At 53.3% G+C, this 24,898-nt stretch carries 23 protein-coding genes; 7 read left to right on the plus strand and 16 right to left on the minus strand.

Going from position 1 to position 24,898, the window contains the following annotated elements:
- Position 1: 1 nt before the first annotated feature.
- The 12 genes from secA to NXS13_RS02630 form a co-directional block, all read right to left on the minus strand.
- On the minus strand, positions 2–2,572 hold the full coding sequence (gene secA, locus NXS13_RS02575) for a preprotein translocase subunit SecA (protein ID WP_259077171.1): 2,571 nt from the start codon (positions 2,570–2,572) through the stop codon (positions 2–4).
- 289 nt (positions 2,573–2,861) lie between these two features.
- The gene (gene hpf / locus NXS13_RS02580; RefSeq protein ID WP_259077734.1) at positions 2,862–3,527 is read right to left on the minus strand and encodes a ribosome hibernation-promoting factor, HPF/YfiA family; all 666 of its coding nucleotides are present in this window, start codon (positions 3,525–3,527) and stop codon (positions 2,862–2,864) included.
- 141 nt (positions 3,528–3,668) lie between these two features.
- A complete protein-coding gene (locus tag NXS13_RS02585) occupies positions 3,669–4,172 on the minus strand; it encodes a ComF family protein (protein ID WP_259077172.1) in 504 nt (167 codons plus the stop codon).
- A 276-nt stretch (positions 4,173–4,448) separates the two neighbouring features.
- Positions 4,449–6,176, minus strand: coding sequence for an MtrAB system accessory lipoprotein LpqB (gene lpqB, locus NXS13_RS02590; protein WP_259077173.1), 1,728 nt, complete (start codon positions 6,174–6,176; stop codon positions 4,449–4,451).
- Positions 6,177–6,193: 17 nt separating this feature from the next.
- Positions 6,194–7,807 carry an MtrAB system histidine kinase MtrB gene (gene mtrB / locus NXS13_RS02595; protein ID WP_396124706.1) on the minus strand — a complete coding sequence of 538 codons (1,614 nt, stop codon included), beginning with the start codon at positions 7,805–7,807 and terminating at the stop codon, positions 6,194–6,196.
- Positions 7,807–8,481: an MtrAB system response regulator MtrA gene (mtrA, locus tag NXS13_RS02600; protein WP_259077174.1), complete on the minus strand. Its 675-nt coding sequence runs from the start codon at positions 8,479–8,481 to the stop codon at positions 7,807–7,809. Before mtrA ends, mtrB begins: the two co-directional genes overlap by 1 nt.
- Positions 8,482–8,600: 119 nt before the next feature.
- A complete protein-coding gene (locus tag NXS13_RS02605) occupies positions 8,601–9,269 on the minus strand; it encodes a dTMP kinase (RefSeq protein WP_259289317.1) in 669 nt (222 codons plus the stop codon).
- A 28-nt stretch (positions 9,270–9,297) separates the two neighbouring features.
- A complete protein-coding gene (locus NXS13_RS02610; protein ID WP_259077762.1) occupies positions 9,298–9,648 on the minus strand; it encodes a hypothetical protein in 351 nt (116 codons plus the stop codon).
- 79 nt (positions 9,649–9,727) lie between these two features.
- Positions 9,728–10,924 (minus strand): mannose-6-phosphate isomerase, class I, encoded by a 1,197-nt coding sequence (gene manA, locus NXS13_RS02615; RefSeq protein ID WP_259289409.1) that lies wholly within the window; start codon positions 10,922–10,924, stop codon positions 9,728–9,730.
- A gap of 43 nt (positions 10,925–10,967) precedes the next feature.
- Positions 10,968–11,960 carry a hypothetical protein gene (locus tag NXS13_RS02620; protein WP_259077176.1) on the minus strand — a complete coding sequence of 331 codons (993 nt, stop codon included), beginning with the start codon at positions 11,958–11,960 and terminating at the stop codon, positions 10,968–10,970.
- 3 nt (positions 11,961–11,963) lie between these two features.
- Complete coding sequence (locus tag NXS13_RS02625; RefSeq protein ID WP_259077177.1) at positions 11,964–13,340, minus strand: phosphomannomutase/phosphoglucomutase; 1,377 nt, start codon at positions 13,338–13,340, stop codon at positions 11,964–11,966.
- A 130-nt stretch (positions 13,341–13,470) separates the two neighbouring features.
- Entirely contained in the window at positions 13,471–13,899 is a 429-nt protein-coding gene (locus tag NXS13_RS02630) for a DUF3499 domain-containing protein (protein WP_259077178.1), read from the minus strand.
- An 89-nt stretch (positions 13,900–13,988) separates the two neighbouring features.
- On the opposite strand from NXS13_RS02630, the gene NXS13_RS02635 reads away from it, so the two are divergent.
- Positions 13,989–14,435, plus strand: a complete 447-nt coding sequence (locus NXS13_RS02635; protein WP_259077766.1) for a metallopeptidase family protein — start codon at positions 13,989–13,991, stop codon at positions 14,433–14,435.
- Between the two features lie 173 nt (positions 14,436–14,608).
- Here NXS13_RS02635 and NXS13_RS02640 read toward each other — a convergent pair whose 3' ends face one another.
- From NXS13_RS02640 to NXS13_RS02650, 3 genes are all read right to left on the minus strand, one after another.
- A complete protein-coding gene (locus NXS13_RS02640) occupies positions 14,609–14,908 on the minus strand; it encodes a WhiB family transcriptional regulator (protein WP_310470282.1) in 300 nt (99 codons plus the stop codon).
- Between the two features lie 398 nt (positions 14,909–15,306).
- A complete protein-coding gene (locus NXS13_RS02645; protein ID WP_259077179.1) occupies positions 15,307–16,398 on the minus strand; it encodes an NDP-sugar synthase in 1,092 nt (363 codons plus the stop codon).
- A gap of 165 nt (positions 16,399–16,563) precedes the next feature.
- Positions 16,564–17,541, minus strand: a complete 978-nt coding sequence (locus tag NXS13_RS02650; protein ID WP_259077180.1) for a glycosyltransferase family 2 protein — start codon at positions 17,539–17,541, stop codon at positions 16,564–16,566.
- A 108-nt stretch (positions 17,542–17,649) separates the two neighbouring features.
- Between NXS13_RS02650 and NXS13_RS02655 the strand changes: the two genes are divergently transcribed.
- From NXS13_RS02655 to NXS13_RS02680, 6 genes are all read left to right on the plus strand, one after another.
- Complete coding sequence (locus NXS13_RS02655) at positions 17,650–19,227, plus strand: LCP family protein (protein WP_259077181.1); 1,578 nt, start codon at positions 17,650–17,652, stop codon at positions 19,225–19,227.
- Between the two features lie 31 nt (positions 19,228–19,258).
- Positions 19,259–19,930 carry a TIGR03089 family protein gene (locus NXS13_RS02660; RefSeq protein ID WP_259289318.1) on the plus strand — a complete coding sequence of 224 codons (672 nt, stop codon included), beginning with the start codon at positions 19,259–19,261 and terminating at the stop codon, positions 19,928–19,930.
- Positions 19,931–20,169: 239 nt separating this feature from the next.
- A complete protein-coding gene (locus NXS13_RS02665; protein WP_259077183.1) occupies positions 20,170–21,447 on the plus strand; it encodes an ABC transporter substrate-binding protein in 1,278 nt (425 codons plus the stop codon).
- 119 nt (positions 21,448–21,566) lie between these two features.
- The gene (locus NXS13_RS02670) at positions 21,567–22,589 is read left to right on the plus strand and encodes a carbohydrate ABC transporter permease (protein ID WP_259289319.1); all 1,023 of its coding nucleotides are present in this window, start codon (positions 21,567–21,569) and stop codon (positions 22,587–22,589) included.
- Positions 22,582–23,403: a carbohydrate ABC transporter permease gene (locus tag NXS13_RS02675; RefSeq protein WP_259289320.1), complete on the plus strand. Its 822-nt coding sequence runs from the start codon at positions 22,582–22,584 to the stop codon at positions 23,401–23,403. The genes NXS13_RS02670 and NXS13_RS02675 overlap by 8 nt, the downstream gene beginning before the upstream one ends.
- A gap of 5 nt (positions 23,404–23,408) precedes the next feature.
- Positions 23,409–23,603, plus strand: coding sequence for a hypothetical protein (locus tag NXS13_RS02680; RefSeq protein ID WP_259289321.1), 195 nt, complete (start codon positions 23,409–23,411; stop codon positions 23,601–23,603).
- Between the two features lie 21 nt (positions 23,604–23,624).
- On the opposite strand, the gene NXS13_RS02685 is transcribed toward NXS13_RS02680, so the two are convergent.
- Entirely contained in the window at positions 23,625–24,860 is a 1,236-nt protein-coding gene (locus NXS13_RS02685; RefSeq protein ID WP_259077187.1) for an HNH endonuclease signature motif containing protein, read from the minus strand.
- Positions 24,861–24,898 lie beyond the last annotated feature (38 nt).

Here is a 24,898-nt window from a genome sequence, read left to right on the forward strand (position 1 = left end):
TCTACGCCTCGGCGGAATCGCGCTGTTCAGCCAGTTGAGCAGCAGCGGCATCAGCTTGGGCCTGGAAGGTGCGCCGGAGCATGAAAAGCTGGCGTACGGTTTCTTCCTTGATGGCATCTTTCATAGCATTAAACATATCGCCTCCCTCTTTTTGGTATTCAACCAAGGGATCGCGTTGCGCCATGGCGCGCAAGCCGATACCTTCCTTGAGGTAGTCCATCTCGTAGAGATGCTCGCGCCATTTCTGGTCAATGATGGGCAGGATGACCTGGCGTTCGAGGTAACGCATCTGCTTGTCACCAGCGACTGTGCTGACCAGCTCTTCAAGAGCTGCATATTGTTCATGAGCATCAGCCAGCACGGCTTCCCGCAGTTCATCTGAACTCAGCTCGCCGGGGCGGCCATACTGGGAGCCTTCGATAAGCGACTGCGGGGTCATCGACGGTCCGTAGAGGGACTCCAGGGCATTCCACAGTGCATCAAGGTCCCAATCCTCAACATAGCCATTGGCTGTAGCGCCATCCACGTAGGCGGAGATAGTTTCGTCAATCATCGCTTGGATATTATCGGCGATATTGGCTGACTCCAGAATCTCGCGACGCTCACGGTAGATGACCTTACGCTGCTCGTTCATGACCTCATCGTATTTGAGGACGTTTTTACGCATCTCAAAGTTCTGGTTCTCAACCTGTGCCTGCGCACCCTTTATAGAGTTGGTAACCATCTTTGCCTCAATAGGGACATCATCGGGAACGTTGAGGCGATTCATCATATTCTCCATGGTCTGCCCGACAAATCGAACCATCAGGTCATCGCGCATAGAGAGATAGAAACGAGTAGTACCTGGGTCACCCTGACGACCCGCGCGGCCGCGCAGCTGATTATCAATGCGGCGGGATTCGTGGCGCTCAGTACCGAGCACATATAAACCGCCCGCTTCGCGTACCTCGTCGGCTAGAGACTCCGAGCGCGTCTTTTGCTTTGCAAGCTCGTCATCCCAGGCGGCTTCGTATTCCTCAGGGGTCTCCACGGGATCCAAACCGCGATCGCGCAGTGCTATATCAGCCAAGATATCGGGGTTACCACCCAGCACAATATCGGTACCACGACCGGCCATATTGGTAGCAACCGTGACAGCACTTGGCAAGCCTGCCTTGGCTACAATTTCGGCCTCTTCAGCATGATGCTTGGCATTAAGGACATGATGCTTCACACCTTTGCGTTGGAGGAGCTGAGATAAATACTCGGAGCGCTCCACTGAGGTGGTACCAACGAGCACCGGCTGGCGGCGCTGAACGCAATCAACGATATCTTCTACCACTGCGGCAAATTTTGCCTCTTGGGTCTTATACACCAAATCGGTCATATCATCGCGGTGCGGTGGCCGGTTAGTTGGAATGGGAACCACGTCCAGCTTATAGATCTGGTGCAATTCGGCTGCCTCTGTCTCAGCGGTACCGGTCATTCCGGCCAGCTTCTCATAGAGGCGGAAGTAATTCTGCAAAGTGATGGTGGCTAAGGTCTGGTTCTCATTTTTGATCTCCACCTTCTCCTTCGCCTCGATAGCCTGATGCATACCCTCGTTATAGCGGCGACCATCAAGCACACGGCCCGTGAAGTCATCGACAATCATGACCTCACCGTTGCGCACGATATAGTCCTTATCGCGGGTGAACAGCTCTTTAGCCTTCAATGCATTATTGAGATATGACACCAACATCGAATTCTCAGGGGCATATAGATTCTCGATACCCAGCATATCTTCGACGAAGGCAACACCCTCTTCACGCACACCAACGGTGCGCTTACGATGGTCGACATCATAATGGATATCCACCTTCATCTTCGGAGCGAGTGCCGCGAACACGTTGTAGTGCTGAGAGGCGCCATCAGCGGGACCTGAAATGATCAGCGGGGTTCGAGCTTCGTCGATAAGAATAGAGTCAACCTCGTCGACGATTGCATAATGGTGGCCACGCTGCACTAAATCGTTGAGGGTATGCACCATATTATCGCGGAGGTAATCGAAGCCGAGCTCGTTATTAGTACCGTAGGTAATATCGGCGTTATAGGCCTCGCGACGCTCGTCAGGGCGCATATTCGAAAGAATGACTCCCACTTCCAGGCCAAGGAAGCGGTGCACACGTCCCATCCACTCGGCATCGCGCTTAGCAAGGTAATCGTTAACCGTCACCACGTGCACGCCCTTACCTTCGAGCGCATTAAGGTAGGCGGGCAATACACAGGTCAGGGTCTTACCCTCACCTGTGCGCATCTCGGCCACTGAGCCGAAGTGCAAAGCCGCACCGCCCATCACTTGCACCAAATAGTGCTTTTGTCCCAAGACGCGCCAAGCAGCCTCCCTAGCAACAGCAAATGCCTCGAGAAGCAGATCATCGACGGTCTCTCCGTCTGCGATGCGACTCTTGAACTCTTCGGTCTTGGCTTTCAACTCCTCATCGGTGAGATCGGAGTACTGTGGCTCGAGAGCCAGCACTTCCTCTGCAATTTTCTGAAGACGCTTAACTTTGCGTCCTTCGCCGATGCGCAGCATCTTAGAAAGTCCGAACACGAGTGAGTTCCTTTACTAGCAAATGGTAAGTTTTAGTGGTTTTTAACCCCTCGCCCACCACGACGAACCGCAGCGAAACTCGGGAATAAAGGTTACCTATATCGTTCCAATAGGCACCTCGCTATTTCTCCGTGACCATTGTACTCACAACAGTTACAAAGCAAGAACCCCAATCATAGATTGGGGTGAAAAATCAAAGACCCTCCGCCGCCTCCCCGAGGGGACCACGGGCGGAGGGTCTGGCTCAACCGCGCACGACCTCGCGCGATCAAGCTTGACCTAGTTTGACCTAGCTCAAGGAGATCAAGCCATAATCGAATGCGTGGCGGCGATAAACCACCGACGGGTTACCCGTCTCCTCATTGATGAAGAGATAGAAATCATGACCAACCAATTCCATCTCGCTCAGCGCATCGTCAACGCTCATAGGCTTGGCGGGGTGCTCTTTGGTACGAACGATTTGTCCCGGCTGGATATCTTGGACCTGATCAGCATAAGGATCATGATCATATAATTCCTCGCGAGTATCCTCTTTGGCGGCTCGCTTCTCAGATTCATTGACCAATCCGGCAACAATCTCGCCAGTGTTCTTAGGGGCACGGTGACCAGATAGGGAGATCGAACGACGTGCCTTCACCTTACGCAGGGAACGTTCCATACGTGAGAGAACCGTTTCCAGAGCAGCGTAGAAAGAGTCCTCTTTCGCTTCAGCTCGCGCAATATGGCCTTTGCCGGTTGCCGTGATCTGGATCCGATCACTCTCGTTGGCGCGGCGTGGGTTGCGCTCGTGCTGGAGCTCCACGTGGAAGAAGGTGAGAGTCGGGTCGAGGCGGGCGATTTTTCCTAACTTGCTCCGCACGCGCTCCGCGAAGTGCTCTGGAACCTCGACATTACGGCCAGTAATTGTTAACTGGACATCGGGGCTCAGGGTATCTTTTTCAGCAGGCGTGGTCATAGTCACGTACCTTCCTGGTCGGCCGCCACCCGAATCTTGTGAAGGATTACTCAAGATAAGGAAAATGTGGCGGGAAGCAACTTCATTATCAATAATACATCGCGTCATAGTCATCGCGCCAAACCTTTTCTGCCTCTGCAGCTAGGCATGACTGAGCGCCAGAACTCCGTATACATTTGCGCCCGCCCAACTCAGAGCATTCACTGAGGCCCGCATTGTAGCTCCTGTGGTCAACACGTCGTCGACCACCACAACATTTCCTTTGAGCTGGCTTTTTAAGGCCACAGCGCGCTGCATATTTCGAGCACGGTGTGTCGCCGAAAGCCCCACCGATTCCTGTGTTGATTCCCTCAAGTACAAACAATCGGCCACCTCCATCCCCGAGGCTTGGCATATGCGCCGCACCGGGTCTCCGCCCCGTTTACGCGCCGAACTGCGCTTCGTGGGCGCCGGCACTAGTATGACCGGCTCCGGCAAATGTCCGCAGACATATAAATACTCAACACTCGCGCGCAGCACAGCTCCGAGGAAAGGAATAGCATCATAACGCCCGCGCTCTTTGATCTGGATAATCGTTCGCCGTCGCACTCCACCGAGAGGCCCCAAGGAGAAAGTAGGCACCTGGGGGTCGATTCGCAAGGACACGGGGCTTGGGATACTCCGAAAGACCTGTTCGCACTCTGAGCACACAATAACCCCTGGGTGCCGGCATCCCACACACTCTTTGGGTAAGAACAGCTCTCTAAGGGGCAAGAGCACCGCGCAGCTCCCAACTTATGGAATTAGCTCACCAGATATTCAACAACCGACCTTCACCTGTAACCATAGTGGTCGCAACCCCGAGTTGCTAAGCATAGTGCCTCTCCGTATTGGGGAATCGGGGGCCCCCGATTCCCCAATATGGAGGAGGGGGGATTACTTCTATTGAGGAATCACCGTCACAGCGCGCTCGCCTTCTAAACCTTGGATCTCGCGCCAATAGGTTGCCGATCCAGTAGTTGACAGCTGCAAGCTTGCGCGGGCGTCGGTGATATATACGGCCGATTGGTTGCTACTGAGATTGACTACCGGCGCTACTATATTGCCGGAAGACAGTGCCAGCGCTGAGGATCCGTCGGGTTCGGCACGCCACACGGGAGTATCACTACTCGAAGTCCCCACATACAGGGTGCCCTCAGGACCCCAATCGAGTGATACCGCTGAACCGCGAGCCACTTGGAGGATCTCATAGCGGTTACTGAGCTTGCGCTCTCCTGCACGCGGGGTGGAAACTGTAGCAATATAAACGTAGCCATCAATAATAAAAGCCGCGCGTACGCCGTTATTAGACAAAGCGAAAGCAGATATATCGGGGCTATTGTCGTTGAGATCGAGATCAGCAATGTCGACGTCGATCAGTGCGCTTTCTTTACTACTCTCCGAACGTGCAATGCGCTTAATAGAATTACCATCTGCCACCACCCACAAGGCTTTGCCCTTATTTTCGAAAGTGGGTTGGGTAAACGTGCGAGCTTCAGCGACGGTGGTCAGGGCTCCGTCAATATCCCCGATGAGCAACTGGGATTGTTTAAGATCGCCAGAGCCATTGGTGCGCACGAGTGCGACAGTTTTGCTCTGGGCGGAAATATTGAAGGATTCAATATCATTGAGTGTGCCTAATGGGCCGGTAACCGGACTTTCTTGGCCAGCAGATACTTGGGAAATGGAGCCACCGGTCAGGGCATACATAGTTGCGGATGAGGCTCGGGCGGCCTGCGGGTTGAATTCAGGGAAATCGTCCACGGTAAGATTGGCGTCTCCCTCGGCAGTCAGCAATGGGACCCCGTCAACATCGAAACGGTACGGTCCCGCGATCCCTGCAGTGGCAAGCGTCCACACGAGCTGGGCAGCGAGTCGGTGACGGGCATCATCATCAAATTCGGCAAAACCGGCGAGCTGATAGATGCCGTTGTCAATCCCGACAAAACTGGCGGTGGCGGGGATTTGATCGAGGACTCCTGGGCTGAGAGCCTTCGAGGGGCCTGCGATAATGAGGCTAATGAGAGCCGATCCCAGAGAGCTGGAGCCGGAATATACCCAGCGTTGGTCGGCGACAAGGGTATCGCCTGCGGGATTGAAGAAGAAAATTGCTTGGGTAAGGTAACGATTGCGCAGTTCAGTACGTTCCACCACAATCTCGTTGGGGCTATTTGAAATTCGCCACTGGCCGTCGACTCGCACCAGTTCAACGTCCGCACGATAGTCGCTACGCTGCGGATTATACGCCCCACCTTCGCTGATGGTGCCTACCACAGTACCGGTAATGGTATAAGAGAGTTTGTTAGTGTCGCGGGCAATATTACTCGACATATCTATGCGATCTAATACCGTAATAATCGGCTGAGGTGCCCACTTTTGGGCAAAGGAGGCGGTGAGATAATGTCGAGCCTGTTGGTAATTTTGGCTGGGATTCGCGCTTGCAGCATAGAAATCACGTACGAGGAGATCAGGTTCACGTCCTAGTATTGGCCCGGGCTCTTGGGTGGGAGTTTGGCTACTAAGACTCCGTAGTGCTTGCGGTTCACTCGTCGAGGGAAGGGTCACACACCCAGTCAACGCGCTGATCGAGACAACTACGAAGATTAGCCCACAGGGATTCTTGACGTACATAAATGAGAACTCGTCTTTCAAAGGTCCGCTACGGCATTTAAGCGTTCGGAGGCATCTGGGATGTCAATGCGAAGGGGTAGTGGGTCTTGACCATAACCCTCACCCGGTAGCTTGGGAATAGTTAAGCGAAAGCATGAGCCAGCACCTGGGAATCCGGTGGCCTCGAGACTGCCACCATGGAGAACCGCGTCCTCATGTGAAATGGCTAAGCCCAGTCCAGTTCCCCCTGAATGGCGCACGCGCGCCGGATCCGCTCGCCAGAATCGATTGAAAACCAAGTCTTCCTGACCGCTCTTGAGTCCAACACCGTGATCTGTCACGGTCACCGATACGGCCTGCGCATTTTCCCCGATCGCTACCGTTACCGGTTTCCCCTCGGAGTGGTCGATGGCGTTTGCTAGGAGATTGCGCAAGATACGCTCGATGCGCCTCGGGTCGCACACCACTTGCACGGGCGCATCGGGAAGATCGAATTCAACGTCCACATGAAGTTCGGTTGCTAGATGCGACGTATATTCATAGGCACCCTTGACGCAGGCCCGCATATCGATGGTCGATTCTGCGAGCTCAGCTACTCCCGCATCATGGCGAGAGATCTCCAGGAGGTCGTTCAACAGTGCCTCGAATTGATCGAGTTCACTGACCATCAGTTCGCTGGCCCGCCGCATTGCGGGACTTAACTCCTCATTATGAGACTGGATCATATCAGCTGCCATGCGCACTGTCGTTAAGGGAGTACGCAGCTCGTGGGACACGTCAGAGGTAAATTGGCGCTGTAGGCTGCCATATTCTTGCAGCTGATCGATTTGCTTCGATAGCGAAGCTGCCATGGTATTGAAGCTCTCCGCCAATCGCCCCATTTCGTGCTCGCCTTCAACAATCATGCGTTCTCGTAGATGCCCAGCGGCAAAGCGTTCAGCAATGCGACTGGCCGCTCGAACTGGTGCTATAACCTGGCGAATTGTTAGCCACGTGATACCCATCATAAGAACCACAAGGACTAGGCCTGCTGCAGCGAAAACGCCGCGCAGTAGTGATAGCGTAGCGCGCTCAGCCTCCATTGATAGCACCAGATAAACCTGCAGATTCGGGATATCAGATTGAGTTGGCGTGCCAATGATCATCGCCCGATAGCTGGTGCCGTCGGCACGCGAAATGGTAGCAAATTGATATGATACTTGGCCTTGGGAAACAAATGATCGCAGCCGTTCCGGGATGCGATACGCCTCCGGGGCAACCACAATTGAATCGTCGGGGCCCTCCACGAGTAGTACTGGCTCGTATGCAGTCTGTGAATCCGGTGAGTTAATCGATCGCGAGGTTAGCGCTGCTCGCGCCGCATTGAGACGTACCTGCACACTTGAGCTTGTTGAGGTTGCCTCGATTTGTTGCTCTACCGCGATCCGCGCTCGCTCGATCTCAGCATCAGCGATATCCAGTTTTGCCTGAATCAGCTTGGAGGTCACTATAGAGACCAAAATATAGGCCAATCCCAGCATTACCACCAAGGAGGACGCCAAGATAGTGGTGATCAGGCGGTATTGTAGCGAGGTGCGCCAGCTTTCGGCGATCCAAAACCGTAGTCGATGGTGATTGCTCCGGAACTTTTTAATAAAGGGTCGTAGCTTCACTAGTCGCCAGTCTTATAACCCACACCGCGCACGGTTAGGACAATCTGCGGATTTTCGGGGTCTTTTTCGATCTTGGCGCGCAAGCGCTGGACGTGTACATTCACCAGGCGCGTATCGGAGGCGTTCCGATATCCCCACACTTTCTGTAGCAATTCTTCGCGTGTGAAAACCTCTCCGGGTTTTGAAGCTAGTTCCGAGAGCAAATCAAATTCCAGGGGTGTTAGGGAAATCTCCTCGCCGCCACGTGTGACGGTATGACCTTTGACGTCAATGTAGAGATCCGCGATATGTACAGAGTCATGAGTTTTATCTGCTGCGCCGCGTAAACGAGCGCGCACGCGAGCCACCAGCTCTTTGGCTTTAAACGGCTTGGGGATATAATCGTCCGCTCCCGATTCGAGACCGAGAACTACGTCGACTGTATCGGTTTTGGCGGTCAGCATCACGATAGGCACGGCAGAATCTTGGCGAATTGCACGGCAGATATCGATACCATTCATCCCCGGCAGCATGAGGTCGAGCAGGATTAGATCGGGGTTCTCCCGGTAGCAAGTATCTACCGCCTGAGCACCATCGTTGACTACCACGCTGTCAAAGCCCTCAGCTTCGAGCACTAGCGAGAGCATTTCTGAGATCGCTGGATCGTCATCGACTACGAGAATCTTATGGGCCATCTTCTTCTTTTCCTTCTCACCCCAGCGGCCTGCAGGCGGTGCAGCGAGAATTCAGTTGTTTGGTTGTTGAGCAGATGAGAGGTCGTACCGATAATGTTAGAGCTAAGCGAGCAACAACACTAGTCTCGGGGTTGAGTTTGTGGTCGCATATATTCGGTGAGATTGGTGCAAGCGGGTAGCTTTTCACGGACTTGGGCTTCAACCTCCGCGTGATTGTACTGTCCGTCAATGATCAACCATGGGGAATACCAATTTTCCTGCGCTAATCGTCGATAGGTGGCGGCGGTACGATTTTGCAGACCACGATCGGCCTCATAGCTATCAATCGCACGGTCAGTATCGGTGCGAGCACGGTGGTGAGCGCGCTCATGGGCGAGCTCAGGTGATGTAGCTAATAATATTTGAAGATCAGGTACGGGCAACCCTTGCTCTATGAATTCGAAGGTTGCCACCCACTCTACAAGTGCATCGTCTAGGCTACGCGCCGCGCTATAGGCAGCGTTACTAGCGACATACCTGTCGAGGATCAATACGCGGCGGGGGTCGTATGCATATGAAGCTATATAGTCTTTGACCTCTGCACGATCGAGAGCGAAAAGTACCGCCATAGCATTAATAGAGTCGGCAACGTCCCCAAGATCATGATGAAGCGCCCGCTGCGCCAGCTGTGCGTGTATGGAGTCTTGGTAGCGGGGGAAAGAGAGGGTGTCTGCGTCGAAGGCGTTCCGCAACCGTTTCACCAAGGTATTCTTTCCGGCCCCATCGATACCCTCAATCGCAATAATCATCTAGCGTTCCATTCTCTCCTGGGTTACTCTAGGTCAGCGCCTCAGTATAGACATCGAGATCAAGATCGGTTTCCGCTAATTCGAGAATCGAGCTGGCGCTTTCACGAAGCTCCTCATCACCATGACCGATAAGCTCTCGTATAAAAGGATAGTGTTCTACCACTTCCCCATCGGTATAAGGAGCCGAAGCCCAAATAGCCACGATCGTTGCGGCGGCGAGTCCAATAATGAACTCATCATCACTGCCTTGGTCATCGAGCCCTAGGAGAATTGCATCGTGAATATTGCTCGCGATCTCAGACTCGTCCAGCATAGCAAGCTCGTCAAGGAAAGAAGTGACCACTTCTTCATTGAAGATTTCATGATCCCACGCGTGCATATCAACGTCCTTCCGCATCGAGCTGGTACCTATTTGTATCTTGATTTGTAGTCGTAGTCGATCGCATTATCAAGCCCTTCTAGGCTCGGGCGACAAATACCTGCCCAGACCCGGTCAGCTTAATCTCGCAAGGGTCAGCCGCTGAGATCCACACTGCTTGAGTGGGTGTCAAATCTAGCTCGGCGTCTCCGTTACCAACTGTTATTTCGCCCTGCGTACAAAGAACGATGCGTGGACCGCTCAGAGATACTGTGCGCGTGTCGACGACATCAAATCGGTGTAAATCGAAGGCATCAAGATTGACCTCGTAGTGCCCGTCACGATCTCTGAGCGTAGGCTCTGCTAGAGACTCAAAGCGCAGCACCTTGACCAATTCTGGAACGTCCACATGTTTAGATGTGAGGCCACCACGCAAGACATTGTCGGAGTTGGCCATGATTTCAACTCCCATCCCACGGCAGTATGCATGGAGATTTCCAGCGTCCAGAAAGATAGCCTCCCCGGGCTGCAGAACGAGATAATTAAGGAGTAAACCACCCAGCACTCCCACATCACCTGGGTAGTGCTCATGGAGATTGACAATATTTCTCGCGGCGTCAACCATCCAGGTATTTTCTTCCACTGGGTGGTTCTCCATGTCCCGGATAAATGCTCGGGCTCGTTCTACGATGGCTGCAATGAGGGTGCGGCGGGCTGGAGCTGGGATGGAGATCCAGGTGGTAAATAGTCCTCTCAAGCCTGTCTCTTCTGGAGTGCTATCATCGTCACCTAATATCGCTAGATAGCGGTCTAGCTCCGGACATGCCAAGGCTTGAAGCAATTCTCTTGTTAATTTCAGCGGTCGGAAGCCCGCCATCGCGTGAAATTCTGTCAGTGCGACTAAGAGTTCCGGTTTTGGTTGTGGGTCGCGGTAATTACGGTGCGGATCACGGATATCGATACCACTGGCATTTTCCCGCTCGAAGCCTTCGCGGGCTTGGTGTGCAGATGGATGCGCCTGCAAAGACAGCGGTTCATTTGCGGCTAGGATTTTCAGCAAATAAGGTAGCTCGCCAGAAAACTTCTCCGCTATATCTACACCTAGATGAGCCGCGGGGTCCTCAGCAATAAGTTCATCCAGTTTCTGCCCGTCGACTCGCGCCGGGAGTGCGGGGTGGGCGCCGTACCAGAGTTCCGCCTCTGGGTGTTTGCTTGGCTCTGTTTCTCCTCTGAGTTGAGCAATGAGGGTTCGTGAACCCCACGGGTACGCCTGGGTGGGAGGATCTAAGGGCAGCATCATAATAGGGTAGGATTCTCCGTCTCGTTAGATGATAAGGATTTTAAAAGTACACGGTAGCAGCATAGGCTCTGACGCTCAGTTGCAATTGAGCTGCGAGACCACGCTCGGTAACACGTTCTGTAACGACCCCGGCGCCCACTTCGTCGGTTGCATTCCACATGATGGTTGTCAGTGTTGGAGCTGTGACAGGATCATCAAGGAATGGGTCATAGAAGATATCTTTGACTGGTCGCTCACGGTTTCTTGCTCTATATCCAGCGGCTAGCTGCATATCTGCGGCTCCCAGAGCCGCACTTACCCGCCCATATGATGTCCACAATGTGGCGATAAGCTGGACTAATTCATAATCGCCTGGTTGCTCTGTAGAAGGTGTTGTATGAATAATGGAACCGGATAGATCCGCTAAAGCTACAGCCGGATTCTCCGTACGGTCGCGTTGAGGTGAACATGCCTGCAACTCGGCATCGATACCATCGGCCAGATCTTTGAATTTCTGTGCGACAATCAGCGCCTCAGAATCCGCCAACTCAAAGAGTGCCATAACAGTACCCGTCAGTCTCATCAGACTCAGACCTTCGTGTGTGGGCACGGTGGGGATGATAATAGCTCCGGGGGCAACGTCGGCAAGCAGCGGAGAGTGGGCATCGACAGCAAGCACCACATCGATCCCTCGGGCGAGCAGCTGATTGACATGGCGCGCGCTGTCGGGAGTATCAAGGCCCCCATTGCTAAGGATGATCACCACGTCCAGCGCGCCAATATATCCGGGAATATGGTCCACTACAACAACAGGGCACGGCAGCGGGTTAAAGAAGCTCACGGCCAATAAGGCGCACTCTCTGGCAACCGAATGGTCAGTCACTATGACCACGCTGCGCGGTCGCATTCCGACGAACGTGGCTAAGGTCGGCCGAGGATTATTCTCCGCTGCCAGCTGGACTCCTTCTTCGATAGCCGATGCGAGTGCGCGTAGATAGGCGCCTTCGTGGGCGATATCGTAAAAGGCGACGGCGAGCGGATCGTAGTCCGACATGTGTTAGCTCCTGATAATCTGAAGGATCTTTGTTACCAGACTATCAACCTCTTGTGCTGTGGGGGCTTCGACATTGAGCCGCAACAGGGGTTCTGTATTGGAGGCACGAATATTGAACCAGGCTGGCGAATCCTTTAAAAAGACGCTAACTCCGTCGAGCTCATCAACCGCAGCAATCCGCTCGGCGAAGGCCTCGAGGACTGCCTGCGTGCGTTGCTGCTGTTCAGCTGCGGAACTCAGGCGAGTATTGATCTCCCCAGAGGCGTGATAGCGATGATATTTGGCCATCATCTCACTCAACGACTGATCGGTGGAACCCAAAGCCGCGAGAACGTGGAGGGCGGCAAGTAGACCGGAGTCAGCATGGAAGAATTCTTGGAAGTAGTAGTGCGCTGAGTGCTCACCACCGAATACAGCTCCCTCATCTGCCATTATTTTCTTAATAAAGGAGTGTCCCACCCTGGTGCGCACTGCTCTCCCCCCGTTTTCGGCGATAATCTCCGGCACCGAACGGGAAGTAATGACATTGTGGATCACGGTTGCTTGCGGGTACCGCTCGAGATAACGCTCGGCAATAAGTGCACAAATGGCGGAAGGGCTCACTGATTGTCCCTTTTCGTCGATGACAAAACACCGGTCGGCGTCCCCATCAAAGGCAAGCCCGATATCTGCGCCAACCTTCGGAGTAAAAGCTTGTAAGTCCTCGAGATTCTTCGGGTCTAAGGGGTTCGCCTCGTGATTAGGGAAGGTTCCATCGAGTTCGAAGTAGAGAGGTTTAATGTCGATGGGAAGAGAGGAGAAAACCTCCGGCACCGTTAAGCCCGCCATACCGTTGGCTGCGTCTACGGCTACCGTCAGGGGGCGTATATCCTTCAGGTCCACCAGGCCTTTGAGGTAATTGCCGTAGTCCTCGAGACAATCTTCTGTGTCGATGGCCCCTAGAGGACCATGGTAGGGAGGAATCCCTTCGAGCAGCATCTCGGTAATATCGGCTAGACCGGACTCTTGGCCTACCGGTTTCGCTCCAGCGTGGCACATTTTGATGCCGTTATACTGGGCCGGGTTGTGGGATGCAGTAAACATTGCACCAGCTAAATTGTAGTGCCCCGAGTAAAAGTATAATTGATCAGTGGAGCTGAGCCCCACGATCACCACGTCTATACCCTGTTCTGCTGCACCTTCGGCAAATGCACGAGATAATTCAGGGGAGCTAGGACGCATATCGTAACCGATCGCGATTTTCTCCTGGCCCATTGTACGTACGAGGTATCCAAAGGCAGCACCGATATCCTTAACGAGGTGGGCGTCTAGGCTTTCACCGTAGACCCCGCGGACGTCGTAAGCCTTGATCACAGCCTCAATAGATTCCCGGGAGCGCATAACGTGGACCTGATTTCTTAAGACTAGGGCGCGATGACTAATCGCAAGCGATTAAAAACAATCCACCATTCTACGATGCGCAGAGAGTGTGCGCTAGTTCTTCACTAGGCTAAGAATTTTCTGAATCTGCTTAATCCGCGTCGCTGCTCGTGTCTTCGGCATCAGGCACGAGAGATAAGTGAGCTCTGCGCTGTGCTTTTTCGGCAGCCTTTGCTTTACCACGTTTGGCTGGATGGTGTGGAGCCAATTCGGCCCCTGGAGATTGATTGAGTTGAGCCTCTTGTAATAAACCAGATTGCAGCCTGCCTTGTTCTCGGACAGCCTCAGCTAAGGCGGTCAGATCATCTTCGCCAATCTCGGGGGCATCAACGCGCACCATCTCCCAGCCTTTTGGAGCAGTAATTTTAGCGGCGTGTCGCTCGCATAGGTCCCAGGAATGCGGATCGCTGTTGGCAATGAGGGGACCGACATAGGCGGTGGAGTGTGCATAGGCATAGGTCAACGTCGCTACGGCCACCTGACCGCAGCCTGGGCGAGAGCAACGACGAATCTGATTCACAACTGGCAAGTCTAATCCTTTACTTGAGCTTTTTCATCCTACGGCGCGCCCTTAGCATCCAGAAGCTCGATCCCGATACCCTAAACGGTATGCACCAGGGAAAAATTCGACGCGATCGACACGGACATGGCGTTCGCGGTCCGCTTTTGCCGCCCGCGCTGCCCCGATTTCGGAACCGCCGCGAGCTTTTTGATGCTGATATCTTAAACGCCTACGCCCCTTTTCAGGAACACTATTTCGACCAGCTAAGCATGTTAGATATCGCGGTGGACATTATTCCTCGGATGCGGTTGAATACTGATTTTCAGGCCTTTCCACGCGATATCGTGGCCGATGGGCCTGTACCCCTAGCACGCCTGATTTCGGCGGGCGTGGATCGCGACGGCCATGCGACCAGAGCGAGAATTGTGCTTTTCCGCATGCCAATTGAGCAGCGTGTAGATTCGCGTCTAGAACTTAATGAAGTACTGACAACGATATTTCGTCGACTCGTCGCCGAATATCTCAACCTCACCCCGGATGATCTTCCCCTGTGAGGCCTCAAGCACTTTCGACCCCTATAGATAGATATGGGGTACCCCTCGAGATTCTTTGAAGACACCTCAATGGAGAGTTAATAATAGCCCCCTGCCTCGTATACGAGGGTGTGGAGGCTTAAATTGGATGTGTGCACCGTTAGTTCTCTTCACGAGAGCATATGGGGTGGCGTCTAACTAATCTCTCGCTTTAAGCGGCGGCGTTCACGTTCCGAGAGTCCACCCCAAATTCCAAATCGCTCATCGTGGGCGAGAGCGTATTCGAGGCAGTCATCTTTCACTTCACATGCTTGGCAAATACGCTTTGCTTCGCGGGTAGATCCACCCTTTTCGGGAAAAAAAGCTTCAGGATCGGTTTGAGCACACAGTGCCTGTTCCTGCCACTCTTGTTCGATGGCGTCGAATAGAGAATCGAGGCCGAGATCGCGGTGCGAGCGGGGATGAGGCGCGGCGTTGCCAGCGAAATCTTCCACGCCAGCCTCCTTTGCTCATAGTAAATCAATAAGTCTTTAACGGTTTATGCGTATATTCGCCACGCGGAGAGACTTGCGCCTACATAGCACAATTCTTTGCGTATGCGCCGAAGCGAGGCCTGGCAAATAACATACTTGAGATTCAACACGGTGACACAAGATGTCGTCAAGCTAAAGAGCGCATCTCCTGCGAAGCATTTTGATTTATGCAGTTCATAGATCACACACGCCACAGCTTTAACATGCCGGCGCATCGCGGGGGTCACTATGGGGGTACCACATCTTGTGCCTACCCCCAATAATTATCGCAAGTACCCTTAAAAAACACCCGGCCATAGCATCAGGCCATAGCACTAATTAGTGCTCCTCGAATAGGCAGCGCTACTGCAGCGACCGCTCTAACTATCGGAGGAAAAACGAATTCCACCATCAGGAATGACCACTCCGGGCCATACCCGCATCCCCGTTAACAACTCACAGCGGGCACCGATCTGAGCACCCTCACCGATAACGCAACCTTTGATGCGGGCGTTGGCGCCAATATGAGCCCCGTGTGAAATGATCGAATCCTCAATGATTGCACCAGGTTCAATGGTGACTCCATCGAAAACAACCACATCATCTAAACGGCACCCGGCTCCCACTTCGGTACCGCGCCCAATGACTGTGCCACCCAGTAAAAGCGTGCCCTCTCGCACGAGCGCTGAAGGATCAACCAGGGATTCCCCATTTTTACCTGCCAGGAGTGGCGAATAAGCGATTCCGCGCACCAAGTCAGAGGATCCGCGCACAAAATCGTCCGGGGTGCCCATATCTCGCCAGTACGCGGTATCGACAAATCCGTAAAATTTTCGCCCTTGCTCCAAAAGCAAAGGGAAGGTGTCGCGCTCCACACTCACGACTCTATTGGGCGGTATTTGCTCGATGATTTCTTTTTTAAACACATAGCAGCCAGCATTGATCTGGTCTGTTGGCGGGTCTTCAGTTTTTTCTAAAAACTTCAACACTCGACCAGCGGAGTCTGTGGGCACGCATCCAAACGCCCGTGGATCCGACACTCGAACGAGGTGCATGGTGAGATCGGCGTCTTTAGCTCTATGAGCCTCGAGAATGGCCTCCAAATTTGTGCCACCTAAGACGTCACCGTTGAAAACGATGACATTGTCGTGGCGCAGTTTTTCATAGACATTGCGGATACCGCCACCCGTTCCAAGTGGGGTTTCCTCAAAGACATACTCAATCTCTAGACCAAACTCTTCGCCGGTACCGAAATATTCTTGAAAAACCTCGGCTTTGAAGGAGGTTCCTAAGATGACGTGGGTAATCCCTGCGGCCTTAATTCTAGCCAGAAGGTGTGCGAGAAACGGCACTCCTGCCGTTGGCAGCATAGGCTTTGGGGTGTGCGTCGTCAAAGGACGCAACCGGGTACCCTTGCCGCCGACAAGAACAACAGCATCGGTTGTCTCGCCCCATCCCGCCGATCCATCCACGTTCCTCAAACCTCCTCATTGTTCTTCAACGCTAAAAAATTGCATCCGCCCATATCCCAGCAACGCGCGACCACCCGCTGCAGACCGAGCCTTAGACCAAGCACTAGACCAAGCCTTGATCCAAGGCTTGAAAGGAGAAGCCTTTCTAGCGTTATCATGGCTATGCTACCCACCATCGACACCATCGCGGCGGTGACGCGCAGCCTGAACCATAATTATTGATCGCAGCCTTAAACCCAACCACAGGGCAAATCGAATCGGCAGATTTGCGAAACCTGGATGCCGATCAGCTTGGAAGCGATAAGCCGAATCATGGTGTGCTGGCAACATCTTCTCAGGCAATTTGCTTGCCGCATGCCCTACTGCGTGCGTTATTTCGGCGTCGGGGCAAAAGATATTGACATAGCCTGCACGCGCGAAGCGATCGCCTAGATCCACATCTTCCATATACATAAAGTACCGTTCATCAAAACCACCGACCTCTGCAAAGGCATCGAAGCTCACCAGCAAACAAGAACCCGACAGCCACCCAGCTTCTCGCTGCCGATCCATGACTGCATTATTCCGATAAGCTCTACTCCATGGATTATCGGGCCACATAGAGGCAAAGAGGGCATGTCCGATCCCATTAGATAATGTCGGGATCGCACGTGCCGAGGGATACGCCGTCCCATCCAGCTGCCTAATCAGAGGCCCGACAGCAGCCACTTTTTCTCCCCGCTCCCGCGCCTGACGGGCGCAGTTAAGCAGAGCGTCGATGCTACCTGGCTGAAATTCCACATCTGGGTTAGAAATGAGAAAATACTCGCTGTTGATTGCTCTGTGGTTGATATCTCCGTGGTTGATATCTCTGTGTTCGGAGCGTTCATCATGTTCACGGCGTTCACGGCGTTCACGAAGCGTGAGCAGATGCTCATAGGCGACGTTTATGGCGCTCCCATAGCCGAGATTTCCGCCAGTGGGCAGGAAAGTGATCCTCGTATTGTCAGCTGCAGCGCGCTCAGGCGCCCCGTCGACAGACCCATTATCGGCCAGAATGAGTTCATAACCGTCGCTTGTGGCCGATTCAAGGGAGTCGATAAATCGCTTCAGATATACCCCTGGGGAAAACGTCACTGTCACTACTGCAATCGGCTCATTCACAAGGCCTAAGTTTAGTGCCCGAACCCGCCCGTCGGGTACTCGCGGCGTGTCGCGTCGGCTAAACTCAACACCATTATTAAATCTCGATCGAGGAAGACTTTAACCACCGTGAGCACCACCCCAAAGCGCCCCGTCCGCGATATCAGCCCCGCCCCTCATTACCTACCCCAAACCGCCCAGCAAGGTCCTGGGGTAGTTAAGGTGCTGCTCGCCTTTATCTCCGCTGCGGTCCTCACGATTTCTGGCGTGGGCTACGCCACTGTGGGGCGTGTGGGAAACTCCGTCGCATCCGCAGGCTCACTCGAACTTGGCGGCGACCAGGGAGTCAAGGAAGAAAAACTCGATGGCGCTATCGATATCCTCCTTGTCGGATCCGACTCACGCACGGATGCGCAAGGCAATCCCCTCACCCCTGAAGAGATCGAGCTACTACACGCTGGCGACGAAGAAGCCGATAATACTGACACCATCATGCTCATCCGCATCCCCAATGATGGGACATCAGCCACTGCGATCTCCATTCCACGAGACACCTATATCGCAGACCCTGAGCTGGGCAATATCAAAATTAACGGTGTGTACGCCGGCTATAAGGCAATCAAACGCACCGAACTCTTTAATGCTGGAATTGTCGACGAGCAAGAACTCGAAAGCCAATCCAAGCAGGCTGGTCGCAATGGGTTAATTGATGCTGTTACTAACCTAGCTGGAGTCACCATTGATCATTATGCGGAAATTGGTTTGCTGGGTTTTGTTTTGCTCACCGATGCTGTGGGTGGAGTCGATGTTTGTCTTAACAATGCCGTCTACGACGAATTCTCTGGCGCCGACTTCCCTGCTGGAGTCCAGACGCTCTCTGGTGGTAGCGGCCTGGCTTTCGTGCGCCAACGACATGGACTGCCCCGAGGCGACCTCGACCGCATCGTTCGTCAGCAAGCGTATATGGCCTCTCTCGTCAATAAAGTTCTCTCTACGGGCACCCTCACGAGCCCGGGTAAACTAGCCCAGCTAGGTCAAGCTGTCACCCGCTCAGTGGTGATCGACGAAGACTGGGATGTGATAAGCTTTGCCACCCAATTGCAGGATCTGGCTGGGGGTAATGTGCGTTTCAATACCATTCCAGTGGCCGATATCGACGGTGTCGGAGACTATGGTGAATCTGTCGTTACGATTGACCCCGACGAGGTCAAAGCCTTTTTCCAGGCGCTTCTTGGTACCGACGAAGAACCGGCCGACCCAGCCGATGCTCCGGCGGCCGACGAGGGTCCCGCTGAGAAAGATCCGACGCCCATCCAGGTACTGAATGCTTCAGCACAGTCCGGACTCGCAGCTGGCGCTGGCGCTTACCTTACCGAACAAGGCTTCACCATTGCCGACGTGGGTAATGCTGAGATAGGCCGCTACGATCGCACCCAGGTAATCACCCGAAACCTCAACGACTCAACTGCCCGCAAGATCGCCAAAGCTCTCGGCGGAGTGCCGGTAGTGGAGGATCCTGAGCTCGCGTATGAGGGGATCGTCGTGATCGCCGGGGGTGACTACTCCGCCCCAATTGGGGAACCGGGTGCCCCCGTGAACAGCAATACCGCAGAGCCAGAAAGCAACGATCCTGGAAGCGTCGTCAATGATGCTGCGGACTCCCCACAGATCGATGCAGGTGGCGATAGCCCACGCTGCGTTAACTAGCCCTTCACCACTAGACCTTCAAGGATCATTTGTGCCGTTACTCAGCCCTCTTATCACAGCCAACCCCGCAATCCCACGTCTGAGTACCTACGACGAGACCACTGGAGCTCGGCTCGACTTTTCTGCTCAAACTCTCGATAATTGGGCTAATAAGGTTGCAAATATGCTTATCGACGAGCTCGATCTCAACGAATCCGAAACAGTTGGCATCGCGCTGCCTAGCACGTGGCAAGCGGTATGCATTGCTCTCGGCTCTATTACGGCCTCGATTCCCTATCGTTTTCTCGACCCACACGAGCCTTTCGCAGACCCGGATGCAGCTGACGTAATCTTTGCGCCTCCACGCTCATTTAGCGCTGAATTCGATGGTGATATTGTCTTGGTCACCAACGACCCCTTTGGCCGCGGGGTGAAGGAAATAGGGAGCGATTTGCCCGAGGGCGCCATTGATTTCGGCCCTACCGTTCGCTACCATGGCGATTCATTCTCACAACCCAGCCCCGACCTGAAAACTCTCGCCCACCATACAATTCCCCACGAGGCTCGTGTGCTTAGTCGAGGGTGGAAAGATGCAGAGGGCTTCAATCAGGCCATCCTTTCCCCCTTTGCGGCATTAGGCAGCGTCGTCCTAATCAATGGCCTGGTGTCAGCTGAGCGGCTGGCCCATATACGAGAGAGCGAAAAAGTCTCTTTAGATCTCTAGACATATTGAGAAAATGGGGGCAATTCGCGGGGGTAAAGGAACAGAGATCAACTGGGACTATCACTGCTAACCGCTGGACTACTCCAATTAAAGCACGCGCGGCAAAATCCCTGTGTTGGAAAATACACTGATATTCACCCCCAAAATTCACCCCATTACTCGTAATTGGGTGCGCGGTAGGGAGGATGCTCAGTAGATTCTGAAGGAGAGTCTCCCCATCCCCTGGAAAGGCAATACTCATGAATACTCGTCACAATTTCCGAATCGGAGCGTTTCTTACAGCTCTGGGCGTCGCTGGGTCACTCGGACTCGCCGGCTGCTCTGATGAAACGACCACCACAAACTCCGCCGCCCCCACACCTGCTACCGCTGGCGCCCGTGGGCCGATCACGTATGCGCTTGGCAAATTAGACACCGAACTGCTTGCTCCCATCGTAGATAAATGGAATCAAGCGCATCCCGACGAGCAAGTAACCATGAAAGAGCTAGCTGGCGAAGCTGGTGACCAGCGCGATTTCCTTGTGCAGAACCTACAGGCTGGTAGCGATGATATCGATGTGATGGCGCTGGATGTTATTTGGACAGCCGAATTCGCGGCGAATCAGTGGATTGCACCGCTTGAAGGGGAACTCGCGGTGGATACATCAAAACTGCTGAAACCAACCGTTGACTCTGCGACCTACTTAGGCACCTTATATGCGATGCCCCAGAATACTAACGGCCAACTTTTGTTCCGTAATACCAAGATTGTCCCAACCGCACCCAAAAATTTTGCGGAACTGACCGATTCCTGCGAATTAGCCAGAGAAAAGAATGTCGAGTGCCTGACTCTGCAGCTCAAGCAGTACGAAGGACTCACCGTTAACGCAGCTGGCTTTATCGAAGGCTGGGGCGGACATATTCTCAATGAGGATGGTTCTCCTGCCGTCGCCACGGATGAAGCTAAAGCAGGTATGCAAGCGCTTGTCGATGCCTATAAGGACGGCGTGATCGCTAAGAATTCAACATCCACAACAGAGCAAGAAACTCATTTAGGTTTCCTTGCTGGCGAAACCGCCTACGCTATCAATTGGCCGTATATGTACGATATGGCCCAAGACAATGACTCCACGGTCGCGGGTCGCGTGGAAGTTCAACCGCTGGTGGGCAAGTCTGGAGTGGGAGTGTCCACCCTCGGGGGGCTCAATAACGGCATCAACGTCAATTCTAAGCACAAAGAAACAGCGAAGGATTTCATTGAGTTCATCACAAGTGCTGAGAATCAGAGTTATTTCGCAGAGAAATCATTCCCTCCAGTTCTGGCTTCAATCTATGATGATGCCGATTTAATCGCGAAGTATCCTTATCTGCCGGCACTAAAGATTTCCTTAGAAAATGCGGTGCCACGTCCGGCCTCCCCGTTCTACCCCGCTATTTCCAAGGCCATCCAAGATAACGCCTATGCGGCCCTGACGGATGGGAAGTCCGTCGACGACGCCGCGCGCGATATGGAAGCCGCCATTCGGGCAGCAGGTTAGTTGCCCGCTGTGTCGAGGCGTCGGTAATGGCTGCCTAAGCCCTGCTAAGCTATCGCTCAAACCCTGCCCATTCTGGCAGTGTTTGAGCGTTTTAGCACCAAGAAAAAGGACTCTGTCTCGTGGCTCCACCTACGCGCCATGCGGGCCTGCTTGTCGCCCCCGCACTCACCGTTCTCGCTATCGTTATCGGCTATCCGATCATGCGGGCTATCTACCTGAGTTTTCAGGCCGATAAGCACCTCGACCCACAAACTGGTCTCTTTGTCGAAGGAGGGTTTGCTGGTCTACGCCACTACAGTTACTGGATTCAGCAACGGTGCATGCTGCCATCTGGAGAAATAGCGACGTGTCCCCCAGGAGTGCTCGCCACAGACTTCTGGCCTGCCCTCGGCAATACGGTATTTTTTACGGGCGTGACCGTTATCCTCGAAATTCTCCTTGGAATTGCGATGGCGATCATTATGCACCGAGATATACCAGGACGCGCACTGATTCGCGCCGCCGTCCTCATCCCGTGGGCGATTCCAACGGCTGTGACCGCGAAATTGTGGCAATTCATCTTCGCCGACCGGGGCATAGTTAATACGTTCCTATCGACGCCCATCTCATGGACTACCGACCCGTGGGCTGCCCGAACGGCCGTGATCATTGCTGACGTGTGGAAGACTACCCCTTTCATGGCGCTACTCATTCTCGCGGGTCTACAGATGGTGCCCAATGATGTCTACGAAGCGGCCCGCGTAGACGGAGCCACGCGCTGGCAGACTTTCCGCTTCATCACACTTCCGCTAATCAAACCCGCACTGCTCGTCGCTATACTTTTCCGCACTCTCGACGCTCTACGGATGTATGATCTGCCGGTAATTCTCATCTCGCCGAGTGCCAACTCTCCCACCGCAACGATCTCTCAGCTCGTCGTGGAAGATATGCGCCAAAATAATTTCAACTCGGCGAGCGCATTATCGACGATGATTTTCCTCCTAATCTTTGCGGTCGCATTTTTTATGATTAAAGTTCTCGGCGCTGATTTGGGTGGAAGCAAAGCTAAACTGCCCTCCTCTATTGGGGTGTCGGGGACCCCCGACACCCCAATAGAGAAAAGAGAAATAATGACCCCTACGTCAGGAGATTCCCATGCGTAAACATGTTGGCGACTACTTTGGCGTTCTTCTTATCTTGGTGTGGGGTCTCTCCCCCTTTTATTGGATGCTCATCACTGCATTCAGACACAAGGATCACACCTTCGACACCACCCCATGGCCAACGCACGTGACACTTGAGAACTTCACCGAGGCACTCTCTACCGACAAGGGCAACAACTTCTTGGCGGCTATAGTTAACTCTCTTTTTATTTCCGTGATAACCACACTCGTGGCGCTTTCCATTGGAGTTTTTACCGCTTATGCCCTCGCGCGTCTTGATTTCGCAGGTAAAGGGTACGTCACTGGGATCATTTTGGCAGCCAGCATGTTCCCTGGCATTGCCCTCGTAACACCACTATTCCAGCTATTTGGCAATCTGGGATGGCTGGGACAGTATCAAGCTCTCATTATTCCCAATATTTCCTTCGCACTTCCGTTGGCGATTTACACTCTAACCTCTTTCTTTCGCCAACTACCGTGGGAACTCGAGGAGGCAGCGCGTATTGATGGAGCGACGCAAAGCCAAGCTTTCCGTATCATTCTGTTACCCTTAGCTGCCCCAGCTCTGTTTACCACCGCAATCCTCGCATTTATCGCAACGTGGAACGAATTTATGCTGGCTAACCAACTATCGACGAGTGCTACTGAGCCAGTCACGGTGGCTATTGCACGATTCTCCGGTGAGAGTTACTACGACTATCCCTACTCCTCCGTCATGGCGGCTGGTGCCCTAGTGACCATTCCCTTGATCCTCATGGTCCTCGCTTTCCAGCACCGGATCGTCTCCGGTCTGACCGCGGGAGGGGTGAAATAACATATATGCAAAACCCGAATAGGAGGAGAACTTTAGTCCACCAAGCAATTATTGGATTCTTAGCTTTTTTCTCGGTGCTCTTTGTCATTCAGGCCGCATTGAATTTATTGCAACCTGAACCCGCGTTATGGCCTGCGGTCCTGGCACTACTTAGCGTCATCACTACGGTCGTGGCCGTCCGCGCATTCAGCGGCCGCTAGTTTTTCTAAATACTTTAGTTATCAGCTCTTTAGCTGTTCACTATCAATCTCGACCGATTCGAAAAACTCGTGGCAATGACACCGGATATGTCCGCGCGCGTCTCGTAAATCTGAATTTAAAATTCGACGACCCACCGCAGCAAAGCCCTTCTCAATAGCGGGAGCGCGATTAAATCGGAGCGGTTTTCCTTTTCTATGGTGCCCTATGCGTCCCGAATCGACATCGATATCGATTCGCCCATGTACGGTTTGCCGAGGATGGTCGTCGTTGAGTTTATTATGGCGCATGCACAATGGACAGAGATTACGGTTCTCCGTTTTGCCGCCGCCTGCATGCCATACAATATGGTGCATTTGGCAGTGGTTGGCGGTAATCCTGCAGTCGGGATGCGCACAGATCAAATGACTGACCACCTGAGTAAGTCTGTGCTTCTGAGTAGCATAACGCTGCTCAATGGCGATCGGTTCGCTGATCTCGATATGTCCAGACTCTAGACGTGAGGCGATCGCAGCATAGCCCATAGGAGCAAGATAGGTATTAGCGTGGGCCCTTATATCGACAATCACTCCATCACTAGTAACTAAGGTGCCGTCGACGTTGCAAGCCTTCTCCGCAAAAGGAATCAAGATGAAGGGCCGATACCGGGGATCAAGAGGATTGCTGTCATCTCGTTGAGGCTGGCTATCCCCTGAGATCAGAGCCATGATCACACGCGTGCGCGCCTCTTCGAGGGTATAAGCCTCTCCACGGCTTAATATTTCTTTGGCCGGTTGCTCTGTCATATTCTGCAAGAGCGCCGCATGAGCGTCGGTTAATTTGAGCATGGCATAACGCATGCCGTCGTGGTCTGGGATAGCGGAAATTCGGGTGTACTCGCGCCGCGGCTTGTTAGCCTTCTCGTTGAGCTTGTCAACGTACCCGGCAAGATACTCGCGCATTTCATCGGCACTCGAGGAAGAAGATTCGCGAAGGAACTGCCAGCACAATTGTTGGCGATCGATTTCTCGATTGGACACTTTTCTGCAATATTTGGCAATTAGAGACAGTTTACTCATCGAAACTTTTGATTCTAGGGCCCACTGAAGTTGTTCAGGGGTAAAAAATGCGGCGTTCCTAATCAAAAGACTCGCCTCATGTCGAGCCATTCCTAGAAGGCCACTAAGCTTCTCCCATGTTGGTGTTTCTGCTTTGATGCTCAAAAGAAGACCAGCCGCTTGGGTTGCATACTCTGCGTATCGAGATAATGTCGGTGCCATAATATCCACGCTATGGACCGTGTACGTAGGCAACAACA

The organism is Corynebacterium sp. ES2730-CONJ, from assembly GCF_024834055.1.
Classification (GTDB): Bacteria; Actinomycetota; Actinomycetes; order Mycobacteriales; family Mycobacteriaceae; genus Corynebacterium.

What these genes read in the sequence shown, in the direction of transcription:
- hpf (WP_259077734.1), bottom strand. Translation starts at nt 3,527, where the DNA reads ATGACCACGCCTGCTGAAAAAGATACCCTGAGCCCCGATGTCCAGTTA.
- lpqB (WP_259077173.1), bottom strand. Translation starts at nt 6,176, where the DNA reads ATGTACGTCAAGAATCCCTGTGGGCTAATCTTCGTAGTTGTCTCGATC.
- mtrA (WP_259077174.1), bottom strand. Translation starts at nt 8,481, where the DNA reads ATGGCCCATAAGATTCTCGTAGTCGATGACGATCCAGCGATCTCAGAA.
- NXS13_RS02605 (WP_259289317.1), bottom strand. Translation starts at nt 9,269, where the DNA reads ATGATTATTGCGATTGAGGGTATCGATGGGGCCGGAAAGAATACCTTG.
- NXS13_RS02610 (WP_259077762.1), bottom strand. Translation starts at nt 9,648, where the DNA reads ATGCACGCGTGGGATCATGAAATCTTCAATGAAGAAGTGGTCACTTCT.
- manA (WP_259289409.1), bottom strand. Translation starts at nt 10,924, where the DNA reads ATGCTGCCCTTAGATCCTCCCACCCAGGCGTACCCGTGGGGTTCACGA.
- NXS13_RS02620 (WP_259077176.1), bottom strand. Translation starts at nt 11,960, where the DNA reads ATGTCGGACTACGATCCGCTCGCCGTCGCCTTTTACGATATCGCCCAC.
- NXS13_RS02625 (WP_259077177.1), bottom strand. Translation starts at nt 13,340, where the DNA reads ATGCGCTCCCGGGAATCTATTGAGGCTGTGATCAAGGCTTACGACGTC.
- NXS13_RS02635 (WP_259077766.1), top strand. Translation starts at nt 13,989, where the DNA reads ATGCACCAGGGAAAAATTCGACGCGATCGACACGGACATGGCGTTCGC.
- NXS13_RS02665 (WP_259077183.1), top strand. Translation starts at nt 20,170, where the DNA reads ATGAATACTCGTCACAATTTCCGAATCGGAGCGTTTCTTACAGCTCTG.
- NXS13_RS02675 (WP_259289320.1), top strand. Translation starts at nt 22,582, where the DNA reads ATGCGTAAACATGTTGGCGACTACTTTGGCGTTCTTCTTATCTTGGTG.
- NXS13_RS02680 (WP_259289321.1), top strand. Translation starts at nt 23,409, where the DNA reads ATGCAAAACCCGAATAGGAGGAGAACTTTAGTCCACCAAGCAATTATT.
- NXS13_RS02685 (WP_259077187.1), bottom strand. Translation starts at nt 24,860, where the DNA reads ATGGCACCGACATTATCTCGATACGCAGAGTATGCAACCCAAGCGGCT.